Annotated in this window: 16 protein-coding genes; 4 read left to right on the forward strand and 12 right to left on the reverse strand. The window is 66.2% G+C overall.

The window, feature by feature from the left end; translation table 11 throughout:
* The first annotated feature begins 212 nt into the window (after positions 1–212).
* Positions 213–1,130 carry a LysR family transcriptional regulator gene (locus DOM33_RS08865; RefSeq protein ID WP_110668005.1) on the forward strand — a complete coding sequence of 306 codons (918 nt, stop codon included), beginning with the start codon at positions 213–215 and terminating at the stop codon, positions 1,128–1,130.
* A gap of 139 nt (positions 1,131–1,269) precedes the next feature.
* A complete protein-coding gene (locus tag DOM33_RS08870) occupies positions 1,270–2,274 on the forward strand; it encodes a glutathione S-transferase family protein (RefSeq protein ID WP_110668007.1) in 1,005 nt (334 codons plus the stop codon).
* A 35-nt stretch (positions 2,275–2,309) separates the two neighbouring features.
* On the opposite strand, the gene DOM33_RS08875 is transcribed toward DOM33_RS08870, so the two are convergent.
* Positions 2,310–2,759, reverse strand: a complete 450-nt coding sequence (locus DOM33_RS08875; RefSeq protein ID WP_110668009.1) for a YaiI/YqxD family protein — start codon at positions 2,757–2,759, stop codon at positions 2,310–2,312.
* A gap of 560 nt (positions 2,760–3,319) precedes the next feature.
* Here DOM33_RS08875 and DOM33_RS08880 point away from each other — a divergent pair.
* On the forward strand, positions 3,320–5,035 hold the full coding sequence (locus DOM33_RS08880; protein WP_110668011.1) for a DEAD/DEAH box helicase: 1,716 nt from the start codon (positions 3,320–3,322) through the stop codon (positions 5,033–5,035).
* Positions 5,036–5,131: 96 nt separating this feature from the next.
* Here the strand turns inward: DOM33_RS08880 and DOM33_RS08885 are convergent, their stop codons facing one another.
* The 6 genes from DOM33_RS08885 to DOM33_RS08910 all read right to left on the reverse strand — a co-directional run bounded on the left by DOM33_RS08885 (position 5,132) and on the right by DOM33_RS08910 (position 11,955).
* The gene (locus DOM33_RS08885) at positions 5,132–6,019 is read right to left on the reverse strand and encodes an NAD(P)-dependent oxidoreductase (RefSeq protein WP_110668013.1); all 888 of its coding nucleotides are present in this window, start codon (positions 6,017–6,019) and stop codon (positions 5,132–5,134) included.
* 52 nt (positions 6,020–6,071) lie between these two features.
* The gene (locus tag DOM33_RS08890; RefSeq protein ID WP_110668015.1) at positions 6,072–7,499 is read right to left on the reverse strand and encodes an FAD-binding oxidoreductase; all 1,428 of its coding nucleotides are present in this window, start codon (positions 7,497–7,499) and stop codon (positions 6,072–6,074) included.
* 15 nt (positions 7,500–7,514) lie between these two features.
* A complete protein-coding gene (locus tag DOM33_RS08895; protein WP_110668016.1) occupies positions 7,515–8,771 on the reverse strand; it encodes a TRAP transporter large permease in 1,257 nt (418 codons plus the stop codon).
* Complete coding sequence (locus tag DOM33_RS08900; RefSeq protein WP_110668018.1) at positions 8,768–9,256, reverse strand: TRAP transporter small permease; 489 nt, start codon at positions 9,254–9,256, stop codon at positions 8,768–8,770. The genes DOM33_RS08895 and DOM33_RS08900 overlap by 4 nt, the downstream gene beginning before the upstream one ends.
* Before the next feature lie 194 nt (positions 9,257–9,450).
* Complete coding sequence (locus DOM33_RS08905; protein WP_110668020.1) at positions 9,451–10,548, reverse strand: TRAP transporter substrate-binding protein; 1,098 nt, start codon at positions 10,546–10,548, stop codon at positions 9,451–9,453.
* A 90-nt stretch (positions 10,549–10,638) separates the two neighbouring features.
* Positions 10,639–11,955, reverse strand: a complete 1,317-nt coding sequence (locus DOM33_RS08910) for an L-fuconate dehydratase (RefSeq protein ID WP_110668022.1) — start codon at positions 11,953–11,955, stop codon at positions 10,639–10,641.
* Between the two features lie 489 nt (positions 11,956–12,444).
* Here DOM33_RS08910 and DOM33_RS08915 point away from each other — a divergent pair, with 489 nt between their 5' ends.
* Positions 12,445–13,404 carry a LysR substrate-binding domain-containing protein gene (locus DOM33_RS08915; protein WP_110668023.1) on the forward strand — a complete coding sequence of 320 codons (960 nt, stop codon included), beginning with the start codon at positions 12,445–12,447 and terminating at the stop codon, positions 13,402–13,404.
* Positions 13,405–13,438: 34 nt separating this feature from the next.
* On the opposite strand, the gene DOM33_RS08920 is transcribed toward DOM33_RS08915, so the two are convergent.
* From DOM33_RS08920 to DOM33_RS08940, 5 genes are all read right to left on the reverse strand, one after another.
* Positions 13,439–14,659, reverse strand: coding sequence for a fumarylacetoacetate hydrolase family protein (locus tag DOM33_RS08920; protein WP_110668025.1), 1,221 nt, complete (start codon positions 14,657–14,659; stop codon positions 13,439–13,441).
* 102 nt (positions 14,660–14,761) lie between these two features.
* Positions 14,762–15,817: an Ldh family oxidoreductase gene (locus tag DOM33_RS08925; RefSeq protein ID WP_110668027.1), complete on the reverse strand. Its 1,056-nt coding sequence runs from the start codon at positions 15,815–15,817 to the stop codon at positions 14,762–14,764.
* Complete coding sequence (locus tag DOM33_RS08930; protein ID WP_110668028.1) at positions 15,804–17,318, reverse strand: tripartite tricarboxylate transporter permease; 1,515 nt, start codon at positions 17,316–17,318, stop codon at positions 15,804–15,806. The genes DOM33_RS08925 and DOM33_RS08930 overlap by 14 nt, the downstream gene beginning before the upstream one ends.
* A gap of 6 nt (positions 17,319–17,324) precedes the next feature.
* On the reverse strand, positions 17,325–17,822 hold the full coding sequence (locus DOM33_RS08935) for a tripartite tricarboxylate transporter TctB family protein (protein ID WP_110668030.1): 498 nt from the start codon (positions 17,820–17,822) through the stop codon (positions 17,325–17,327).
* 27 nt (positions 17,823–17,849) lie between these two features.
* A complete protein-coding gene (locus DOM33_RS08940) occupies positions 17,850–18,827 on the reverse strand; it encodes a tripartite tricarboxylate transporter substrate binding protein (RefSeq protein WP_420820185.1) in 978 nt (325 codons plus the stop codon).
* Positions 18,828–19,242: the final 415 nt, after the last annotated feature.

Below are 19,242 nucleotides of genomic sequence, written 5' to 3' on the forward strand. Positions count from 1 at the left end.
CTGCCACATTATTCTTAACTCTTATCCTCGTAAAAGAGTTGTATCAGTTTAATCTCGCCGAAAATTGGCTGGTTCACGGTCAATGTTATTCTGCGTGACGTTTTGTCACCCCTGACCAATGGCGCGACGTGGGAGTCGTACGCGACGCCAGGCTAATCTGGCGTTAGGTTGGGCGGGGGCGAAAAGTGGCGATCGATACGAGGAGGGGCGGCGTGCCAAAAGTGACCTTACTGCAGTGGCAGATGCTGGCGGCAGTAGCCGATCACGGTGGATTTGCCAAGGCGGCAGAAGTCATCCACAAAAGTCCTTCGACGCTCAACCACGCGATTCACAAGATCGAGGAGCAGCTCGGCGTGCAGCTTTTCGAGCCGCGCGGGCGTCAGGTCGTGATGACCGAAGCGGGGCAGATGCTGCTGCGTCGAGCGCGGCAGGTGATCGAGAGCGCCGCCTCGCTCGAAGAGGTTGCCGAACATCTCGCCGGCGGGCTCGAGGCCGAGGTGACGCTCGCCGTCGATCAGATATTCCCTCGGGATGCGCTGGCGGCGGCGATGCTCGGCTTCTCGCAGCGCTTCCCCTACGTAAGGGTGCAGTTACACGAAACGGTGCTCAACGGCGCTGTCGAAATGTTGTACGAATCCGTTGCCGATCTGGCGATCTCTGGCATCCCGGCACAGGGGTTTCTGGGCGAGCCGCTCGTCGACGTGCCTTTCATTGCGGTGGCGCATCCCGATCACGCGCTGCATCGGCTCGACCGCTCTCTCGATCTGCGCGATCTCGAACGGCATCGTCAGATCGTCATTCGCGACTCGGCAGTGCGCCACCGCGGTGATCATGGCTGGCTCAAGGCCGAGCAGCGCTGGACGGTCAGTCATCTCTCGACGTCGATCGACATGCTGGAGCGTGGCCTGGGATTCGCCTGGGTGCCGCAGACCGTCATCCAGCCGGCGCTCGACGCTGGGTCTCTGAAAGCGCTGTCACTGCGGCTCGGCGCCGTACGTCATGCCACGCTTCAACTCTACTACCGGGATATCGACAGCGCCGGCCCGGCGGCGCGGGCCCTCGCCGAGGCGCTGATCGAGGCGTCGTCGTCGACTGCCAATAGCCTGAGCGGTGAGGTCGGCCGGGAATAGACAAGCGAAGTGAACGCCGGCCGGCGCGGTTGCCCGATCGGGTTGGGACCGAGGTCGGCGACCGCCTACGCTATACACACGACAAACGGGGAGCGTCGTTCGCGACGCCCTGCCATCAATGAAAGCGAGGAGAAGGCGCATGGGATTGCTGATCAACGGTGAGTGGCGCGATCAGTGGTACGACACCGAAGGCAATGGCGGCGAATTCGTGCGCGAATCCGCCAAGCTGCGGGACTGGGTGAGCGCCGATGGCAGCAACGGACCCGAAGGGCAGCCGGGTGTCGAGGCGGCGCCGGATCGCTTCCATCTCTACGTGTCGCTGGCGTGTCCCTGGGCTCATCGTGCGCTGATCGTGCGCAAGCTCAAGGGGCTCGAATCGCTCATCGGCGTCTCCCACACCAGCCCCCTCATGCTCGATCAGGGCTGGTCCTATCACGTCGAAGAAGGGTCGAGCGGTGACGATCTCAACGGCGTGGAGTTTCATCGTGAGCTCTACACCCTGACCGAGCCGACCTATACCGGCCGGGTGACCGTGCCGGCGCTGTGGGACAAGCGCGAGGGCAGGATCGTCAGCAATGAATCGGCGGATCTGATCCGCATGTTCGATGCGGCGTTCGACACGCTGACCGGCAACCGGCTGACGCTCTATCCGGACGATCTGCGCGACACCATCGATGCGGTCAATGCCGACGTCTACGACAACGTCAACAACGGCGTGTACAAGACGGGTTTCGCCACCGAGCAGGGGGTCTACGAGAAGCACTTCGTGGCGCTGTTCGATTGCCTCGACCGCCTGGAGTCCCGCCTCGAGACGCAGCGCTATCTGGCGGGCACCTGGCTCACCGAAGCCGACATTCGCCTGTTCACCACGCTCGTGCGTTTCGACGCCGTCTATCACGGCCACTTCAAGTGCAATCGGCGGCGCATCGCCGACTATCCCAATCTCTCGAACTATCTGCGCGAGCTCTACCAGTGGCCGGGTATCGGCGAGACGGTGGATTTCGATCACATCAAACGTCACTACTACTATAGCCATCCGACCATCAATCCGACGCGCATCGTACCGCTGGGGCCCGAGCTCGATCTCGATCGCGAGCACGACCGTGAACGCCTGACCGGCTACGGCATCCGCGAGCGCGATTGAACGGCGCGAGCGACGCCGGCCTTGTGCGTGAGCGTCTAGGCGTTGCGGCGCAGCCAGCGATCCAGCGCATTGGCGAATTCGCGCCGGTCGACGTCGCCATAGGCCGAAGGGCCGCCGGTCTGCTCGCCGCTGGCGCGCAGCGTCTCCATGAAGTCGCGCATCTGAATCTGGGCGCGCACGTTATCGGCGCTCAGGCGTTCGCCGCGGGTCGTCATCACATCGGCGCCGCGTTCGATGACCTCGCCGGCCAGCGGCAGGTCGCCGGTCACGACGAGGTCGCCGGCGTCGACGCTCTCGACGATGGCCTGGTCGGCAGCGTCGAAGCCGTGGGCAACGGTCCACGACTTCACCCAGGCCGACGGCGGCAAGGGCAGGGCGTGGTTGGCCACCATCCAGGTCAGGGTCTGCGTGCGTTCGGCGGCGCGCAGGATGATATCCCGCGCCGCTCGCGGGCAGGCGTCGGCATCGATCCAGAGTGTCGGCATCGGGTGAGTCCAGTCAGCGGGAGAAACGGCCGGTCAGTCTACGCGATCGTCCGTCGCCTGACTGGGGTCGGCTCGCGCTGACGTTCTGTCGGCTTTCGGTGATCGAACTCGAGCACCGTCGAGTTCGATCACGCTCGAAGCGGGCGGGTGGACGCACGGCGTAGGCCGCCGCCGACGGCTCATGTAGGAAATTTACCAACACGGTGGAGAATGCCATTCGCCGATGGTATAGTTGCGCCTCCTCGCATGTGTTGACCCCGCCATCCTGCCGATATGTCTGCAACCCACGCCATCGACGGGTAAGTCGATGCCAATACCGGACGTATCTCGTTTACGACGCACGGCGCAAGCCGAATTCTGCGTCCGGATGCAACGATGGAGCGCTTCAACGGTCGTGTTCTCAATGACCGGGCGCGTTCAGGTCGCCACATAAGTCATCGACGCAGCCTCTTTGGCCCGCGTCAGATGCGATGCCAGGTGCGACCGGCATCCTGCGAACCTAGCGTTTGCGATGCCACGACATTTTCGCCGGTGCCCTGCCGGCTACTCCAAGGTGTGAAATGACCTCGACCGACGCGACGCCGAAATTCGGCGATCTGGCGCTATTGCCGGAAGTACTGTCTGCCCTCGATACCCTGGGCTATGAGACACCGTCACCTATTCAGACACAGACCATCCCGGCACTGCTCGACGGCCGTGATGTACTCGGCCAGGCGCAGACCGGTACCGGCAAGACCGCCGCTTTCGCGCTGCCGCTGCTCAGCCGACTCGAACTCGGCCGCCGCGAAACGCAGGTGCTGGTGCTGGCACCGACCCGCGAGCTCGCCCAGCAGGTCGCCGTATCGTTCTCCAAGTACGGCCAGAACCTCAAGGGCCTGGAAATCGCCACGCTCTGCGGCGGCCAGGAATACCGTGAACAGCTCTCCGCGCTCAAGCGTGGCGCGCAGGTCGTTGTCGGTACGCCGGGCCGCGTGATCGATCACCTCGATCGCGGCAGCCTCAAGCTCGAAGGCCTCTCCGCGCTGGTGCTCGACGAAGCCGACGAGATGCTGCGCATGGGCTTCATCGACGACGTCAAGCGCGTCGTCTCCGAGACGCCGGAAGGCTCTCAGCGCGTGTTCTTCTCGGCCACGCTGCCGAGCGAGATCGAGCGCATCGTCAATCGCTATCAGGTCGATCCGGTCAAGGTAGCGATCGAGTCCAAGACCAGCACCGGCGAGAACATCGAACAGCGCGTCGTGCGCGTCGAAGGCCCGAGCAAGCTCGAAGCCCTCGCTCGTGTGCTCGAAGTCGAGCCGGTCGACGCCGCCATCGTCTTCGTGCGGACCCGTGCCGCCTGCACCACGCTGGTCGAGCAGCTCACCGCACGCGGCGTCAACGCCGCCGGCCTCTCGGGCGATCTCGACCAGAGCCTGCGTGAGCGCACCGTCACCCGGCTGAAGCGTGGCAAGGTCGACGTGCTGATCGCCACCGACGTCGCCGCTCGCGGCCTCGACGTGCCGCGTATCACGCACGTGATCAACTACGATCTGCCGCAGGATTCGGAAGCCTACATTCACCGTATCGGCCGTACCGGTCGTGCGGGTCGTAACGGCACCGCGATCACCTTCGCCGGCGGTCGCGAGACCCGCAAGGTGCGCTGGGTCGAGCAGGCTACCGGCCAGGCAATGACGGAAATGCCGCTGCCGGACGAGTCGGCGATTCGGGCTCACCGTGACGAGAGCTTCAGCGCTCGTCTGCGGGAAATGCTCGACGCCGGCGCCGACCATCAGCGTGCGCTGATCGAGAAGCTGGTCGAAGAGGGGCACGACCCCGTCGATCTGGCCGCCGCACTCGCCACGCTCGCGCGTGCTGGTGAAGCGCCGATCGGTCGCATCACCGCCGGTCCCGCGCGTCGCGACAACGCCCGTGACGGTGGCCGCGACGGCGGCAACCGCGATCGCGCACCGCGTCGTCGCGAAAGCGGCCCGCGTGAAGGCATGACGCGCTATCGCGTCTCCGTCGGCCACAAGGACGGCATCAAGCCGGGTCAGCTGGTCGGGGCGCTTGCCAACGAAGGCGGCATCGAAGGCGCGCGTATCGGGCGTATCGATATCCGCAACGCCTTCTCCGTGGTCGAGCTGCCGAGCGGTCTGCCCTCCAGCATCCTGGCGAAAATGTCCCGCGCTCGCGTCGGCGGTCGTACGCTGGAGATCGCCGAGGACCAGGGCGCGCCGGAACGCGCACCGCGTCGTCGTAACGACGGCGAAGCGCCGGTTCGTCGCTCGCAGGCCTGATCGCTAGCCGATCGCACCAGGCAAAACGCCGCCCACCTCAGGTGGGCGGCGTTTTTTTGTGCCTGAAATAGAGTCAGTGGCGAAAGGCCGCGCCGCTCAGGTCACCGGCAGACCGTTGTGGCGTCGCAGCTCGCGGATCAGCGCGCTGTGGTCCAGCTCGCCGTCGCCGTGCTCGAGCAGGTCGGCGAACAATGCATCCGCCCGCTGGCTGACGGGCAGATCGAGCCCCAGCACTGCCGCAGTTTCGAGGGCCGTGCGCGTATCCTTGTGCTGCCACTTGGCGGGGCCGCCGGGGGCGAAATCGCCCTCGATCATGCGCTGGCCGTGAAGTTGCAGGATCCGCGAATCGGCGAAGCCGCCCAGCAGGGCCTCGCGCACCCGGGCGGGGTCGGCGCCGCCGCGTTCGGCAAGCAGTAGCGCCTCCGCGACGGTGGCGATGGTGTTGGCGACGATCAGCTGATTGGCGAGCTTGGCGAGCTGACCGCAGCCGGCGGGGCCGACGTGCGTCGGGCGACCCAGACACTCGAGCAGCCCGCGTCGTCGTTCGAACGCGCCCTCGTCGCCACCCACCATGATCGCAAGCGTGGCGTCGATGGCGCCGCGCTCGCCGCCGGAGACCGGCGCATCGAGATAGTCGACACCCCGCGCCGCGGCCGCCGCGGCCTGAGCCTCGGCGCTGGCGACGGGGATCGAGCTCATCACGACGAGCGTGCTGCCCGGCGCCATCGCCGCGATCAGGCCGTCGCCACCCAGCAGCAGCGAATCGCAGACCGGGCCGTCGCTGAGCATGACCAGTACGACGTCGGCCGTGGCGCCCTCCATCGCTTCGGCGAGGGGTGTCACGCCGGCCTCGCGGAGGGCGTCGAGCTTGGCGGCGGTGCGATTCCAGGCCGCGACCGCATGGCCGGCACCGGCGAGATGGCGGGCGATGGGCGTGCCCATCAGGCCGGTGCCGATGACGGCGATACGCAGCGGCGTTCTCATGGGGCGCTCCCGTTAACTGGCGTGGCGTTGGGTAGGGCCATCTCCGAGGCGGTCACGGCGAGGGCGCCGGCAGAATGCGGCCCGGGGCCACCAGCCCGCGCGGATCGAGGAGATGTTTCAAGCCGCGCATCAGTTCGAACTCCGGCGCCGACAGGTGCTCGAGAAACGGCGCCTGCTTCAAGCGGCCGATGCCGTGCTCGGCGCTGATGCTGCCGTCGAAGGTGGCGACGAGATCGAACAGGATCGTCTCGAGCTCGTGGAGCAGGGCGGGCTTGTCCGAGTCCGGCGTCGCCGGCGGCGGCAGGATGTTGAAGTGCAGGTTGCCGTCACCGATGTGGCCGTAGGCGATCACCGTCGCGTCACGGCAGGCGTCGAGCACGGCTCGAGTCGCCTGCTCGTGGAACGCCGGCAGCGAGGAGATCGGCAGCGAGATGTCGGTGCGCAGATGCTCGCCGGTGCGCCGCTGACCTTCCAGCATCGCTTCCCGAATCAGCCAGAGCTGCTGCGCCTGGGTCTCGCTCGCGGCGAGCACACCGTCATCGAGCAGTTCCTGCTCCATGCCGCGCTCGAACAGCGTCTCGATCATCGTATCCAGGTCAGCGGGTCCGCTGGCGCTGACTTCGAGCAGCACGTAGGTGGGATGGGGCGCGTCCAGCGGGTCGCGCAGGTCCGGTGATGCCTCCATCGCCAGCTCCAGGCAGCGTCGCGGAATCAGCTCGAACGCGGTGAGCAGATCGCAGCAGCAGCGGCGCGCCAGGGCGTAGAGCTCGAGCACCGCCGCGATGTCGCGACAGCCCAGCAGTGCCGTGCGCGTCACCTGCGGGCGGGGAAAGAGTTTCAGCACGACGCCGGTGACGATTCCCAGCGTCCCCTCGGCGCCGATGAACAGCTGCTTGAGGTCGTAGCCGGTGTTGTTCTTGTGCAGCGCGCGCATGCCGCTGTAGATGCGGCCGTCCGGCAGTACCACCTCGAGCCCCAGCACCAGCTGGCGCGTCATGCCGTAGCGCAGCACGTTGAGCCCACCGGCGTTGGTGGCAACGTTGCCACCGATCTGGCAGCTCCCCTGGGCGCCGAGCGAGAGCGGCAGATAGCACTCGGCGGCCTCGGCCGCCTCCTTGAGGGTCTGCAGTACGCAGCCGGCGTCGGCGCTCAGCGTGAAATTGATGGGATCGAGTTCGCGGATCGACGCGAGTCGCTCCAGGCTCACCACCAGCTCCGCAATCTCCTCGTCCGGCATCGCCCCGCAGACGAGGCCGCTGTGCCCGCCCTGGGGCACCAGCGGCACGTCGTTGCGGTGGCAGTAGCTCACCACCTCGGCGACCTCCGCCGTGGAGGCGGGGCGCACCACCGCCAGCGGCATGCCGCCGACGCGGCCGGTCCAGTCGGTGCGATAGCGCGCCATCGCCTCGGCATCGGTCACGACACCGCGTTCGCCCAGCAGGCCGTGCAGGTCGGCAATCAGATCGTCTCGGGTCGGCATGGATTCACTCCTCGCTCAGCGGTACCACAGCACGAGGCCGGGGAAGACAAGAAACAGTGCCAGCAGGGCCAGCAGCGTGAAATAGAAGGGCAGCAGGCTCTTGACCAGACTCTCCATGCCCACCTTGCCCACGCCGCAGCCGACGTAGAGCACCGTGCCCACCGGCGGGGTGATCAGCCCGATCCCCAGCACGAAGGACATCAGCACCCCGAAGTAGACCGGATCGATGCCGAGCTTCACCACCACCGGCGTCATCAGCGGGGCGAGGATCACCATCGCCGGGGTCAGGTCCATGAAGAACCCCACCACCAGCAGAAAGGCGGTGAGCAGCAGGAGCAGCAGAAACTGGTTGTCGGTCACCGCGGAGAGCGTCGTCACCAGCGTCTGCGGAATCATGTTCGCGGTCAGCAGCCACGCCAGCACGCTGGCGAACGCCAGCAGCAGCATCACCACGCCGGTGAGGCGCCCGGTATTGATGCAGAGCTGGAAGAAGCGCTTGAGCGTGAGGCTGCGATAGATCACGAACGACACCACGAAGGCGTAGACTAGCGCGATCGCCGCGCTTTCCGTGGGCGTGAAGACCCCTGAAAGAATCCCGCCAACGATGATCACCGGCAGCAGCAGCGCGAAGATCGACTCCTTCAGGGCGCTGGCGAGTTCCGGAAACGAGAACGGCTGGCCGCGCCCGTTCTTGCGCGACTGCACGTAGGTGGTCACCGCCAGCCCCAGGGTGATCAGCACTCCCGGTACGATCCCCGCCAGGAACAGCTGAGAGATCGAGGTATTGGTCACCACGCCGTAGAGAATCATGGGAATGGAGGGCGGAATGATGATTCCCACCACGGACGCCGCGACCACGATTGCCGTCGCCAGCGGGGCGCTGTAGCGATGCTGCTTCATCGGCCCGATCATCATGCTGCCCACCGCCGACGCGTCGGCGACCGCCGAGCCGCTGATCCCACCGAAGAACATCGAGGTGAGTACCGCCACCTGACCCAGGCCGCCGGCGACGAACCCCACCAGGGCGCTTGCCAGTCGTACCAGTCGGGTGGCGATGCCGCCTTCGCTCATCACCTCGCCGACCAGGATGAACAGCGGAATGGCGAGCAGCGGGAAGGAGTCGAGACCGTTGACCGCCTGGGAGATCAGCGGCGAGAGCGCATAGTCCGCCGAGAAGAAGATGAACAGCGTGATGGCCGCGAGGCCGAAGGAGATCGGCATGCCGATGACGATGCAGATCGCCAGGCCGATCAGAATGCTCCAGAGAATCATGGCGTCTTCCCTCGCAGCAGTGAGACCAGCGCCACGCTATTGGCGATGAGTGTCAGGATCGCCATGACCGGCATGGCGCTGTACAGAAAGGCGTGGGGAATACCCAGCATCGGCGTGGCGCTCATGTAGCCGCCGATCAGTTCGTTGAATCCCAGCAGCACGCAGATACAGACGACGTAGATGATGGCGATGGCGAGCAGCGCCAGCGCCTTGCGCAGGCCCGCGGGGGCCTTGTCGCGAAAATAGGTGACGGCGACGTGCTCGTTGTCGAGACTGCCGACGCCGGCCCCGAGCAGCACCAGCCAGATGAAGAGCACCCGGGAGAGTTCTTCCGCCCAGGTGTAGGAGTAGTTGAGCACGTAGCGGCCGAAGACGTTGGCGGTCACGCAGAAGACAACGCCCAGCACCAGGATCCCCAGGGCGATCTCGAGGGTCAGTTTGAGCCAGCCGAGCAGCGGTCGGGCAGCGGTTAAGTCGGCGTTCATCGTGGGCTTCCTCGACGAAGGAACGAAGGGCGAGCGCCGGTGACGGTCGAAAACGCCCGCCGCCGGGCTCGATCGAAGGCGAGCGTCATCGGGCTCGTTGAACCGACAGCGAGCGTCATCGGGCTCGTTGAGCCGACAGCGAGCGTCATTGGGCTCGATAAAGAGCGAGGCCGCGCATCGGCGGCCCCGACGGGTTACTGTTGTTCGGCGCTCGCCTCATCGCGAATGCTGTCGATCAGGTCGCCGCCGATCTTGTCGCGCCACTGGGCGTAGACCGGTTCCAGCGTCTCCTGGAAGACCGCGACCTGCTCCGGCGTCAGCGTGGTGATCTCCATGCCGCTGTCGGCCAGATCCTGCTTGATCTGATCGCTCATGCTGCGGCTCACCTCACGCTCGTACTCGCCCATGTCGGTCGCCGCTTCGCGCAGCAGCTGCTGGTAGCTCTCCGGCAGACGGTTCCAGAAGCGCTCGGAGACCAGCGTGATGAACGGCGTGTAGACGTGATTGGTTTCCGTGGCGTACTGCTGGACCTCGTTGAAGCGTGAGGACTTGATGGTGTTCCACGGGTTCTCCTGGCCGTCGACCACGTTCTGCTCCAGCGCGGTGAAGAGCTCGGCGAAGGACATCGGTGTCGGGTTGGCCCCCAGTGTGCGCCAGATGTCGAGGTGGATCGGGTTCTGCATGGTCCGGATCTTTAGCCCCTCGAGATCGCTCGGCTCGCTGACCGCCACGCCGCTGTCGGTGAGCTGGCGATAGCCGTTCTCCGCCCAGCCGATGGCGACCAGCCCCTTGGACGAGGCCTCTTCGAGCATCTGCTGGCCGATCTCGCCGTCGAGTACGCGGTCGGCGTCTTCCGGCTGCGGGAACAGGAACGGCAGGTCGAAGACCGCGAACTGCGGGAACATGCTGACCATCGGCGAGGTCGACGGCGCGGTCATCTCGAGCGTTCCCGCCTGCAGCGCGCTGACGGACTGGAGATCGTCACCCAGCTGGGCGCTGTGGAACGCCTCGACCGTGATGTGGCCGTCGCCGCGCTCTTCGACGATCTTCTTGAAGTACTCGAGCCCGCGGTACTGGGCGCTGGACTGGGTCAGGCCGATGTTGAACTTGAGGTTGTAGTCGTTGCCGTCGCCCTCGACGACGTCGCCCTGGACCTCGGGTATCGGCGGCATCTCGGTGGCCGCGTGGGCGGCAACGGCGGTGAAGCTCATGGCGGCTGCGGTGACCAGCGCGGCGAACGGTCGCCCGGCCCGCTGGGCGAGATGGGAGAATGGGAGTGCGGTTGTTTTCATCGTTGGACTCCTGACTGGCGCGAGTGCGTTGTGGGTCTTGCGTCCTCGCCGGCGCGCGGGCGTCGGCGACGTTCCTGCGGGTGAAACGGGTCAGTCGGTCGCCGGGGCATCCCGCCAGGCGGGCCCCTCGGGGAAACGGTGCTCGGCGAGCGATTCGGGCTTCATGGTCACGCCGTAGCCCGGGGCGTCGGGAACCCGATAGCGGCCGGCGCGGATGGTGACCGGGTCGACGAAATGCTCGTGCAGGTGATCGACGTACTCCAGCAGGCGTCCGTCGAGCTCGCCGGAGACGGCGATGTAGTCGAACATCGAGATGTGCTGGGTGTATTCGCAGAGTCCCACGCCGCCACCGTGGGGACAGACGGGAATGCCGTACTTCGCCGCCAGCAGCACCACGACGATCACCTCGTTGAGACCGCCGAGGCGCGCCGCGTCGAGCTGGCAGTAGTCGAGCGCTTCGGCCTGGAAGAACTGCTTGAACATCACCCGGTTGTGACAGTGCTCGCCCGTCGCCACGCCGATGGTCTTAAGCTCACGGCGGATCTGGGCATGGCCGAGGATATCGTCGGGACTGGTGGGCTCCTCGATCCAGTGCGGATCGAATTCGGCGAGCCGGCGCATGTTGTCGATCGCCTCCTGGACGTCCCACATCTGGTTGGCGTCCATCATCAGCGTGCGATCCGCGCCGATCTCCTCGCGCAGGATGGCGGCGCGGCGGCGGTCCTCGTCGATGTCGCCGCCGACCTTCTGCTTGAAGTGCGCCCACCCCTCGGCCAGCGCCTCGCGGCAGAGCGTACGCATCTTCTCTTCCGAGTACCCCAGCCAGCCAGCGGAGGTGGTGTAGCCGGGGTAGCCGTGCTCGCGCAGATAGGCTTCACGCTCGGCCTTGCCGCTGCGTTTGGCTTCGAGCAGCGCGATCGCCTCGTCCGGGGTGAGCGCATCGGTAATGAAGCGAAAGTCGAGACACGAGACCAGCTCCGCGGGGCTCATGTCCGCGAGCAGCTTCCAGACCGGCTTGCCCTCGTGCTTGGCCCAGAGATCCCACACGGCGTTGACCATCGCCGAGCAGGCGAGGTGGATGACGCCCTTTTCCGGGCCGAGCCAGCGAAGCTGACTGTCGCCGCTGGTGAGGTCGCGCCAGAATTCGCCCATGTTCGCGGTGATCGACTCGAGCGTTCGCCCCTCGAGGCGCGATGCCAGAGAGTTCACCGCCGCCACGCAGATCTCGTTGCCGCGGCCGATAGTGAAGGTGAGACCGTGGCCCTCGAGGCCGTCATCGGCGTCGGTATGCAGGGTGACGTAGGTCGCCGAGTAGTCCGGCGCGGCGTTCATGGCGTCCGAGCCATCGAGCGCTCGCGAGGTGGGAAACCGGATATCCTGCACGTCGACACGTTGAATTCTCGGCATCGGCTGCGCGCTCCTTGTCTTGGTGACGCTTGGGGTAAAAAGACGTTCGTCGAAGTCCCGGGCGTGGCTTTCGTGGTGATTTCCGAGCCGTGATCGCCTCGATATGACCCACGCGAATCGCGGTTGAATCGCGGAAAAAAAAGGCCGGTAACCCCCCGGTTTTTAGACCGTTAATCGGTCTCGAAACGCTTTCTATCGGTAACGATCGTTGCTGCATCGAGGCGTCAACGGCTGACGATTGCCCCGCGGCCGTCAAGAAAAATCCCCGTCACGACGGTGATGCGATACAAGGCGTTTCGTCGGCGACCTTTTATTCGTCTATCGGTCGAGAGCGAAATACCGGGTTGCGCTAAGTGACCGGCAGGGAACGTGATCTCGACGTCGAATTCAGCGTACGGGAGGCAAGCGAGCTTTCACCAATCGTTTTTTTTGCCACCTGAATAACGCAGGGTTATCGTCTGTGACCAAAGCCTATGAGTGAAAAGATCGATGTCCCACGATAGTCGAATTCACATCAAGAGCTGGTTGCGAACCAAGCACCTGGTGCTGCTGGTCGCGCTCGACGAAAGTCGTAATCTTCACGCCACCTCGCGACGTATGAGCATGAGTCAGCCGGCGGCGAGCAAGATGCTAAAGGACATCGAGAATTTCTTCGGCATGACGCTCTTTCTGCGTCAGCCGCGCAGCATGGAGCCTACCGAGGCGGGCCGGCTGCTGGTGCGCTATGCGCGCAGCATTCTCAACGACACCGACCGGCTGATCGACGACCTCGTTTCGCTGCGCGAAGGCGGGCAGGGCAATCTGGTGATCGGTGCGGTGCCCGGAGCGGCACCGGTGCTGCTGCCGCAGGCGATCAACGCGCTCAAGCGTGAGCGCCCGCGCCTGGTGGTGCGCGTGTTCGAGAACTCGAGCGATCAACTGCTGGGGGAGCTCGAGTACAAGCGGCTCGACGTGGTGATCGGTCGGCTCACCGACCCCGCCCAGCGGCATCTGTTCGACTTCGAACCGCTGATGGCCGAGCCCGTCTCGCTGGTGGTGCGCGCCGATCATCCGCTGGTGTCCACCTCCGACGAGGCGGCCGCCCGCGTGCCGACGCTTGCCGAGATCGTGCGCTGGCCGTGGGTGATGCATCCCATACAGAGCCCAATGCGGGGGCGTTTCGAGGCCGCACTGGCGGAGGCGGGCGTCGCGTCGCCGCGCAATGTCATCGAGACCACCTCGACGCAGACGACGCTGCAGCTCGTCGGCTCCTCCGACGCCATCGCCCTGATGCCGACCTCGGTGCTGCGTACCGCCGTCTCCGCCGGGCGATTCGTGGCGCTGCCGCTCACCGTGGGCGAGCCGCTCGGCTACTACGGCATCCTCACGCGCAAGGGGGAGGAGCGCCCGGAGGTGGTGCGGGCGTTCCTGGAGAGACTCGAGGCGCTGGAGCGCGCCGGCCAGGGTTGACCCGATCCGGGCTGACCGATCCGGGCTGACCCGATCAGCGCCCGGCGAGGTGGGCGATCAGCGCGCCGATCCCGAAGCTCCACGGCGGCAGTCGGTCGCTGCGATCGACCACGTTGGTCAGCTTGCCGAGGGTCGGGGTCGAGATGGTGACGCGATCATTGATGTGATGCGTGAAGCCCTGGCCCTCGCCGTCGCGATCCTGGATCGGCGAGAACATGGTGCCGAGAAACAGCATGAAGCCGTCGGGATACTGGTGATGGGCGCCGCGGGTCTGGTGCACTAGGTCCAGCGGATCGCGGCTGATCTCGCGCATGTCGCTCTCGCCCTCGAGCACGAAATCGTCGTCGTCGCCTTCGATGCGCAGCGAGACCTTCGCCGCGCGCACGTCGTCGAGACCGAAAGTGTCGTCGAACAGCCGGATGAACGGGCCGATGGCGCAGGAGGCGTTGTTGTCCTTCGCCTTGCCCAGCAGCAGAGCGCTGCGTCCCTCGATGTCGCGCAGATTGACGTCGTTGCCGAGCGTCGCCCCGCGCGGCTCGCCGGCGGCGTCGACGGCGAGCACGATCTCCGGCTCCGGGTTGTTCCACTTCGAGGCCGGATGCAGGCCCACCCGGGCGCCGTGACCCACCGAGGAGAGCGGCTGCGACTTGGTGAAGACCTCCGCGTCGGGGCCGATCCCCACCTCCATGTACTGCGACCAGCCGCCCCGCGCCTGAAGCTGTGCCTTCAGCGCCATCGCCTCGTCCGAGCCGGGGCGAATCCGTGACAGATCGCCGCCGATCAGCGTCTGGATCTCGTCGCGAAGCGCCGCCGCGCGATTGAGGTCGCCGCCGGCCTGCTCCTCGATCACCCGCTCGAGCAGACTCACCGCGAAGGTGACCCCGCACGCCTTGATCGCCTGGAGGTCGCAGGGCGCGAGCAGCGAGGGCACCGACGATGAGGCGCCCTCGCCGGCGTTGGCGAGAATCTCGTCCAGGGCGCCGATGTCGGGCGCGTCGGCATCGCGAGCGAGCTCGGCGGCATCGCGGCGCTCGAGCAGCTCGGAGACCGTGGCGACGTGGGCGGAGAGATCGACCAGTCGCTCACCGCGCACGGCGACCACCGCCGGGCCGTCGCCACGGCCGTCACCGCGCTGGTCGCGGGGTAGCCAGACGCGGCCGATCAGCAGCGCGCGCTCGGCATCGGTGGGGAGCGTGTCGGTAGAGCGTGTGTCGGTAGAGAGAGCGTCGATCGACGGGGCGGCATGACGGGGCATGAAGGCTCCTGAAAGAAAAGCGAACGATGGAAGAGAGAGTGAAAACAGAACACGTTCGACGCACCGGGGCCGGCACGACGCCAGACCCGGCGCGTCGAAGACTTAGCCGAAGGCGGTCTGTCCGGCCAGCGACGAGCCCTGGACCGCCTCGCGCAGCGAGTCGAGCACGTCCTGGGGCAGTTCGAGTCCGTTTTCCATTGCCGCCCGGCGTCGTGCGAGGGCGGCCTCGCCCGGCAGGCGAACCGGGCGCTCGGGGTCGGCCGGGCGCGAGCCGTGGCACTGTCGGGCAAGGTGGTCGGTCTCGTCGAGGAAGGCATCCGTGCCGCCGAATTTCGCCGGGTCGATCACCATCACCATGACGGACGCGCCCCAGCCTTCCGGCGAGTCCTTGCGCCCGAAACCCGAGAGCGCCGAAGTCAGCGCCTCCACCATCAGCCCCAGCGCGAACCCCTTGTGACCGAAAGCGAGCTCGCCCAGCGGCAGGATGCTGCCCGGCGGCTCGGCAAAGTAGTCCTCCGGGTCGGCGCTCGCTTCACCGTGACCGGTGAGGATCGCCGGATGCGCAAGCCGCTCGCCGGCGGCGCGAGTCTTGGCGACGGTGCCGTTGGTGATCGTCGACATGCTCACGTCGATCAAAAGTGGCTGTTCGCGACCGGGGATGCCGATCGCCAGCGGGTTCGGCGTGTAGACCCGGTCCAGCCCGCCGAACGGCGCCACCGAGGCGACCGCCGGGTCGGAGGTGAGAATCAGCGGCATCAGATTCGCCTCGACCAGCGGCTGCAGATAGGCGGCCAGGCAGGCGATGTGGTGCGAGCGCTTGAGGCTCACCATGCCGATGCCGAAGGTGGCCGCCGCTTCCCGGCACTGATCGAGGGCGCGGCGCACCAGATAGGGCCCCAGCAGGTAGTGGCCGTCGAAGAGCGCCGCTACCGGGCTGGTCTGATGGATCTCGAGTCGGGCCGGGTCGCCGCTGGCATGGCCGGCCGCGAGATCCTTGAGATAGCCGTTGGCGAGTTTGACGCCGTGGGTGTGGTGGCCGAGCAGGTCGCCCTCGACCAGCACCTCGGCGGTGATGGCGGCGACCTCCGGGGCGGCGCCGCGCTCGACGAAGAGCGTCTTCAGGGTGTCGCGCAGATCAAAGGCATCATGGCGTGTCATGGGGAACTCCGGTCTTGGAGGGGCGCAGTCGACGGTAGCCCTTGAGCAGCGTCGGCAGCAGCCAGACGAGGATCACCAGCGCGCCGAGGCCGGCACTGATGGGACGCTCGAAGAAAGCGAGCAGGTCGCCGTTGGTCTTGAGCATCGAGCTCATGAAGCTGTTTTCGAGCGTGCCGCCGAGCACCAGCCCGAGGATCGCCGGCGCCATGGGGAAATCGTTGCGCGCCAGCACGTAGGCGGCCATCCCGATGATCAGCATGATCCAGATGTCGGTCACCGCGTTGTTGATGGCGAAGGCGCCGACGATGCAGAACATCAGGATCACTGGCATCAGGATCTTGCGCGGCGTGAGGATGAACACCTTGGAGGCACGGATCGCCAGGTAGCCGAGCGGCAGCATGATCAGGTTGGCGACGAAGAACACCGTGAACAGCGCATAGACCTGGCCGCCGCCCTCCATGAAGATGGTCGGCCCCGGATTCATCCCTTTCATGTAGAGCACGCCGATGACGATGGCCGTGATGGTGTCGCCGGGAATGCCGAACACCAGCGCCGGCACCCAGGCACCGCTGATGCCTGAGTTGTTGGCGGAGCTGGCGTCGACGATGCCCTCGATATGGCCGGTGCCGTACTTCGCCTTCTGCTTCGAACGGCTCTTGCCCAGGGCGTAGGCGATCCAGGCGGCGATATCGGCACCCGCGCCGGGGAGCGCGCCGATCAGCGTGCCCAGCGAACTGCCCCGCAGCACGTTGCGCCAGTAGCGGCGAAGGTGGCGAGGCGTCTCACGAAAGACGCTGTCCTTGGCCATTACCGGCACGCTGCGCGACTCGTCCCGCGAGGCGTAGAACATCATGATCTCGTTCAACGCGAACATCCCGATCATCACCGGAATGAAGTTGATTCCCGCCATCAGGTCGGGCACGCCGAAGGTGAAGCGCGGCGCGCCGCTCATCATGTCGAGCCCGACGGTGGAGAGCAGCAGGCCCACCATCAGCGAGAGAAATGCCTTCAGCCGCGAGCCGATGGCGATGAAGATCGAGCAGCTGAGCCCCAGCAGTGCCAGCCAGAAATACTCGAAGGAGCTGAAGTTGAGCGCCACCTCGGCGAGCGACGGCGACACGAACACCAGCACCAGCGTGCCGAAGAGCCCGCCGATCACCGAACACACCAGGTTGGTGCCCAGCGTCTCCCGGGCGCGCCCCTGCTGCGCCAGCCGGTGCGATTCGCCGACGTAGGCCGCCGAGGCGGGGGTGCCGGGAATGTTGAGATAGGTGCCGGGAATGTCGCCGGCGAAGATCGCCATCGCCGAGGTCGCGACGATCGCCGCGATCGCCGGCGTGGCGTCCATGTAGAAGGTGATCGGCACCAGCAGGGCGACGGCCATGGTGGCGGTGAGCCCGGGAATCGCGCCGACGAACAGGCCGAAGATCGCCGCGGCGACGATCACCAGCATCGTCTGGGCGTTGAAGACCATGGCCAGGCCCTGCAGGAATGCATCCATCGGCGATCACCCGGCGAGTGAGAGAGAGGAGAAGGGAAGGCGCTGTGAAAGCAGTAGGCCTTCCGGCAGCGGAATCAGCAGGTAGCGCGAGAAGAGCCAGTAGATTGTCCCGGAGACGACGAGAGCGACGATCACCGCCAGCCAGAGTCTGGCGCCGCGCATCAACATCAGCGCCAGCATCGAGACCGCCATGCAGATCATCGCCCCCAGGATCTCTGCGGTCAGGATGTAGAACACCACCAGCGCGCAGGGCACCAGCGAGAGCGCAAGCCCGCGCCAGTCGAAGCGACCCACGACGCCGCGCGAGTCGCCGAGGGCGGCACGCCACGCGGTGAGACTCGTCAACGTCAGCAGCACCCCGCCGAGGATCATGCCGATGCCGATGATCGTCGGGAACAGCGACGGCCCGAACTGCAGCGTCGGCATCGTCGGGTAGGTGCGAGCGACGGCGACGATCACGCCGCCGCCGATCGCGAATACCAGGCCGAGCAGGAAATCTCTCATGCGCTCATCTCCCGGCGGAATGGGGGATCATTTGGCCAGCCCGACCTGTTCGACGATCTCGCCGAAGCGTTCGTCCTGCTCGGCCATGAAGGTGCCGAAGTCGTCCGCCCCGCGCCACTGGGTGCCGAAGCCCTGCCTGGCCATGAAGTCCTGATAGGTGTCGCTCTCGTAGGCGGCCTGGATCGCGCTCTCCAGCGTCTCGACCACGGCCGGGTCCATGCCCTTCGGCCCGGCGATGCCGCGCCACTCGCCGATGGTGTAGTCGCTGCCGATCGCCTCTTTCAGGGTGGGGACGTCGGGGAAGGAGTCGAGTCGCTCCGGCGCCATGATCGCCAGGCTCTCGACGCGGCCGGCATCCATCATCGAGCGCGCTTCCGGCACCGAGCTCGGCACGATGTCGATGCTGCCGGCGGCCATCTCGGTCATCGCCGGTGCCGCGCCCTGGCTGGGAATCCACGAGACCCGATTGGGCTCCATGCCCTGGTCGAGCAGGAAACCGGCGAAGGCGAGGTGCCAGACGCCGCCCTGACCGGTACCGGAGGCGTTGTAGCTGCCGGAAGACTCGCTCTTCACCTTGTCGATGAGCGTGTCGAGGGAGTCGAAGGGCCCGTCCGCGGCGACCTGGATACCCGCGTAGTCGTAGTTGATCTGCGCGATCGGGGTGTAGTCGGCGTAGGTGAGCTGGGTCAGCCCCTGCCAGTGCATCATGTTGATCTCGCCGGTGATCAGCCCGAGCGTATAACCGTCCGGTTTCGCCATCGCCATCGCCGTGTGGCCGACCACGCCGCTGCCGCCGGTGCGGTTGACGACGTTGACGGTCTGGCCCAGCTCCTCCTCGAGCGCGGCGGCAATGGTCCGCGCGGTGGCGTCGGTCCCGCCGCCGGCGGCCCAGGGCACCAGCAGCGTGATCGGCTTTTCGGGGTAGTCGGCGAGCGCCGGTAGCGGGGCGAGCATCGCCACGCTGAGAAGGGCGAGGCATGGGCGTTTGAGCGAGGCGATAGGCATGGCGAGTCTCCCGGCCCGAGGTGGGCATTATCGATCGTAAGCATGAGCGATCGTGAGCATCGGTGATCGTGGGCATCAGCGATCGTGGATTGTTTTGATTGTCGTACTCGCGGGCGGCCGGGATATCGGTGAGTCCTCAGGGCCACGACGCCAGGCCAGCCTAACCCCATTGCTCGGGAGCGTATTTGCTCCAAAAGTCTATGTTGTACTTATTGTCTATATGTTGAACATAGAGGGTCTAGGATGACGTCGCTGCGTTCCGGCGTTCCGGCGTTCCGGCGTTCCGGCGTTCCGGCGTTCCGGCGTTCCGGCGATGCGGGGCGCGGACGGTATCCGTTGTCGCCCGCAGGCCGCCGCGTCGTCATCGCCCGAGGTCATCCGAGTCGCACCGATGACGGCGTCGTCGAGCGCCCTT

It is taken from the genome of Salinicola halophilus, assembly GCF_003206155.1.
Lineage (GTDB): Bacteria > Pseudomonadota > Gammaproteobacteria > Pseudomonadales > Halomonadaceae > Salinicola > Salinicola halophilus.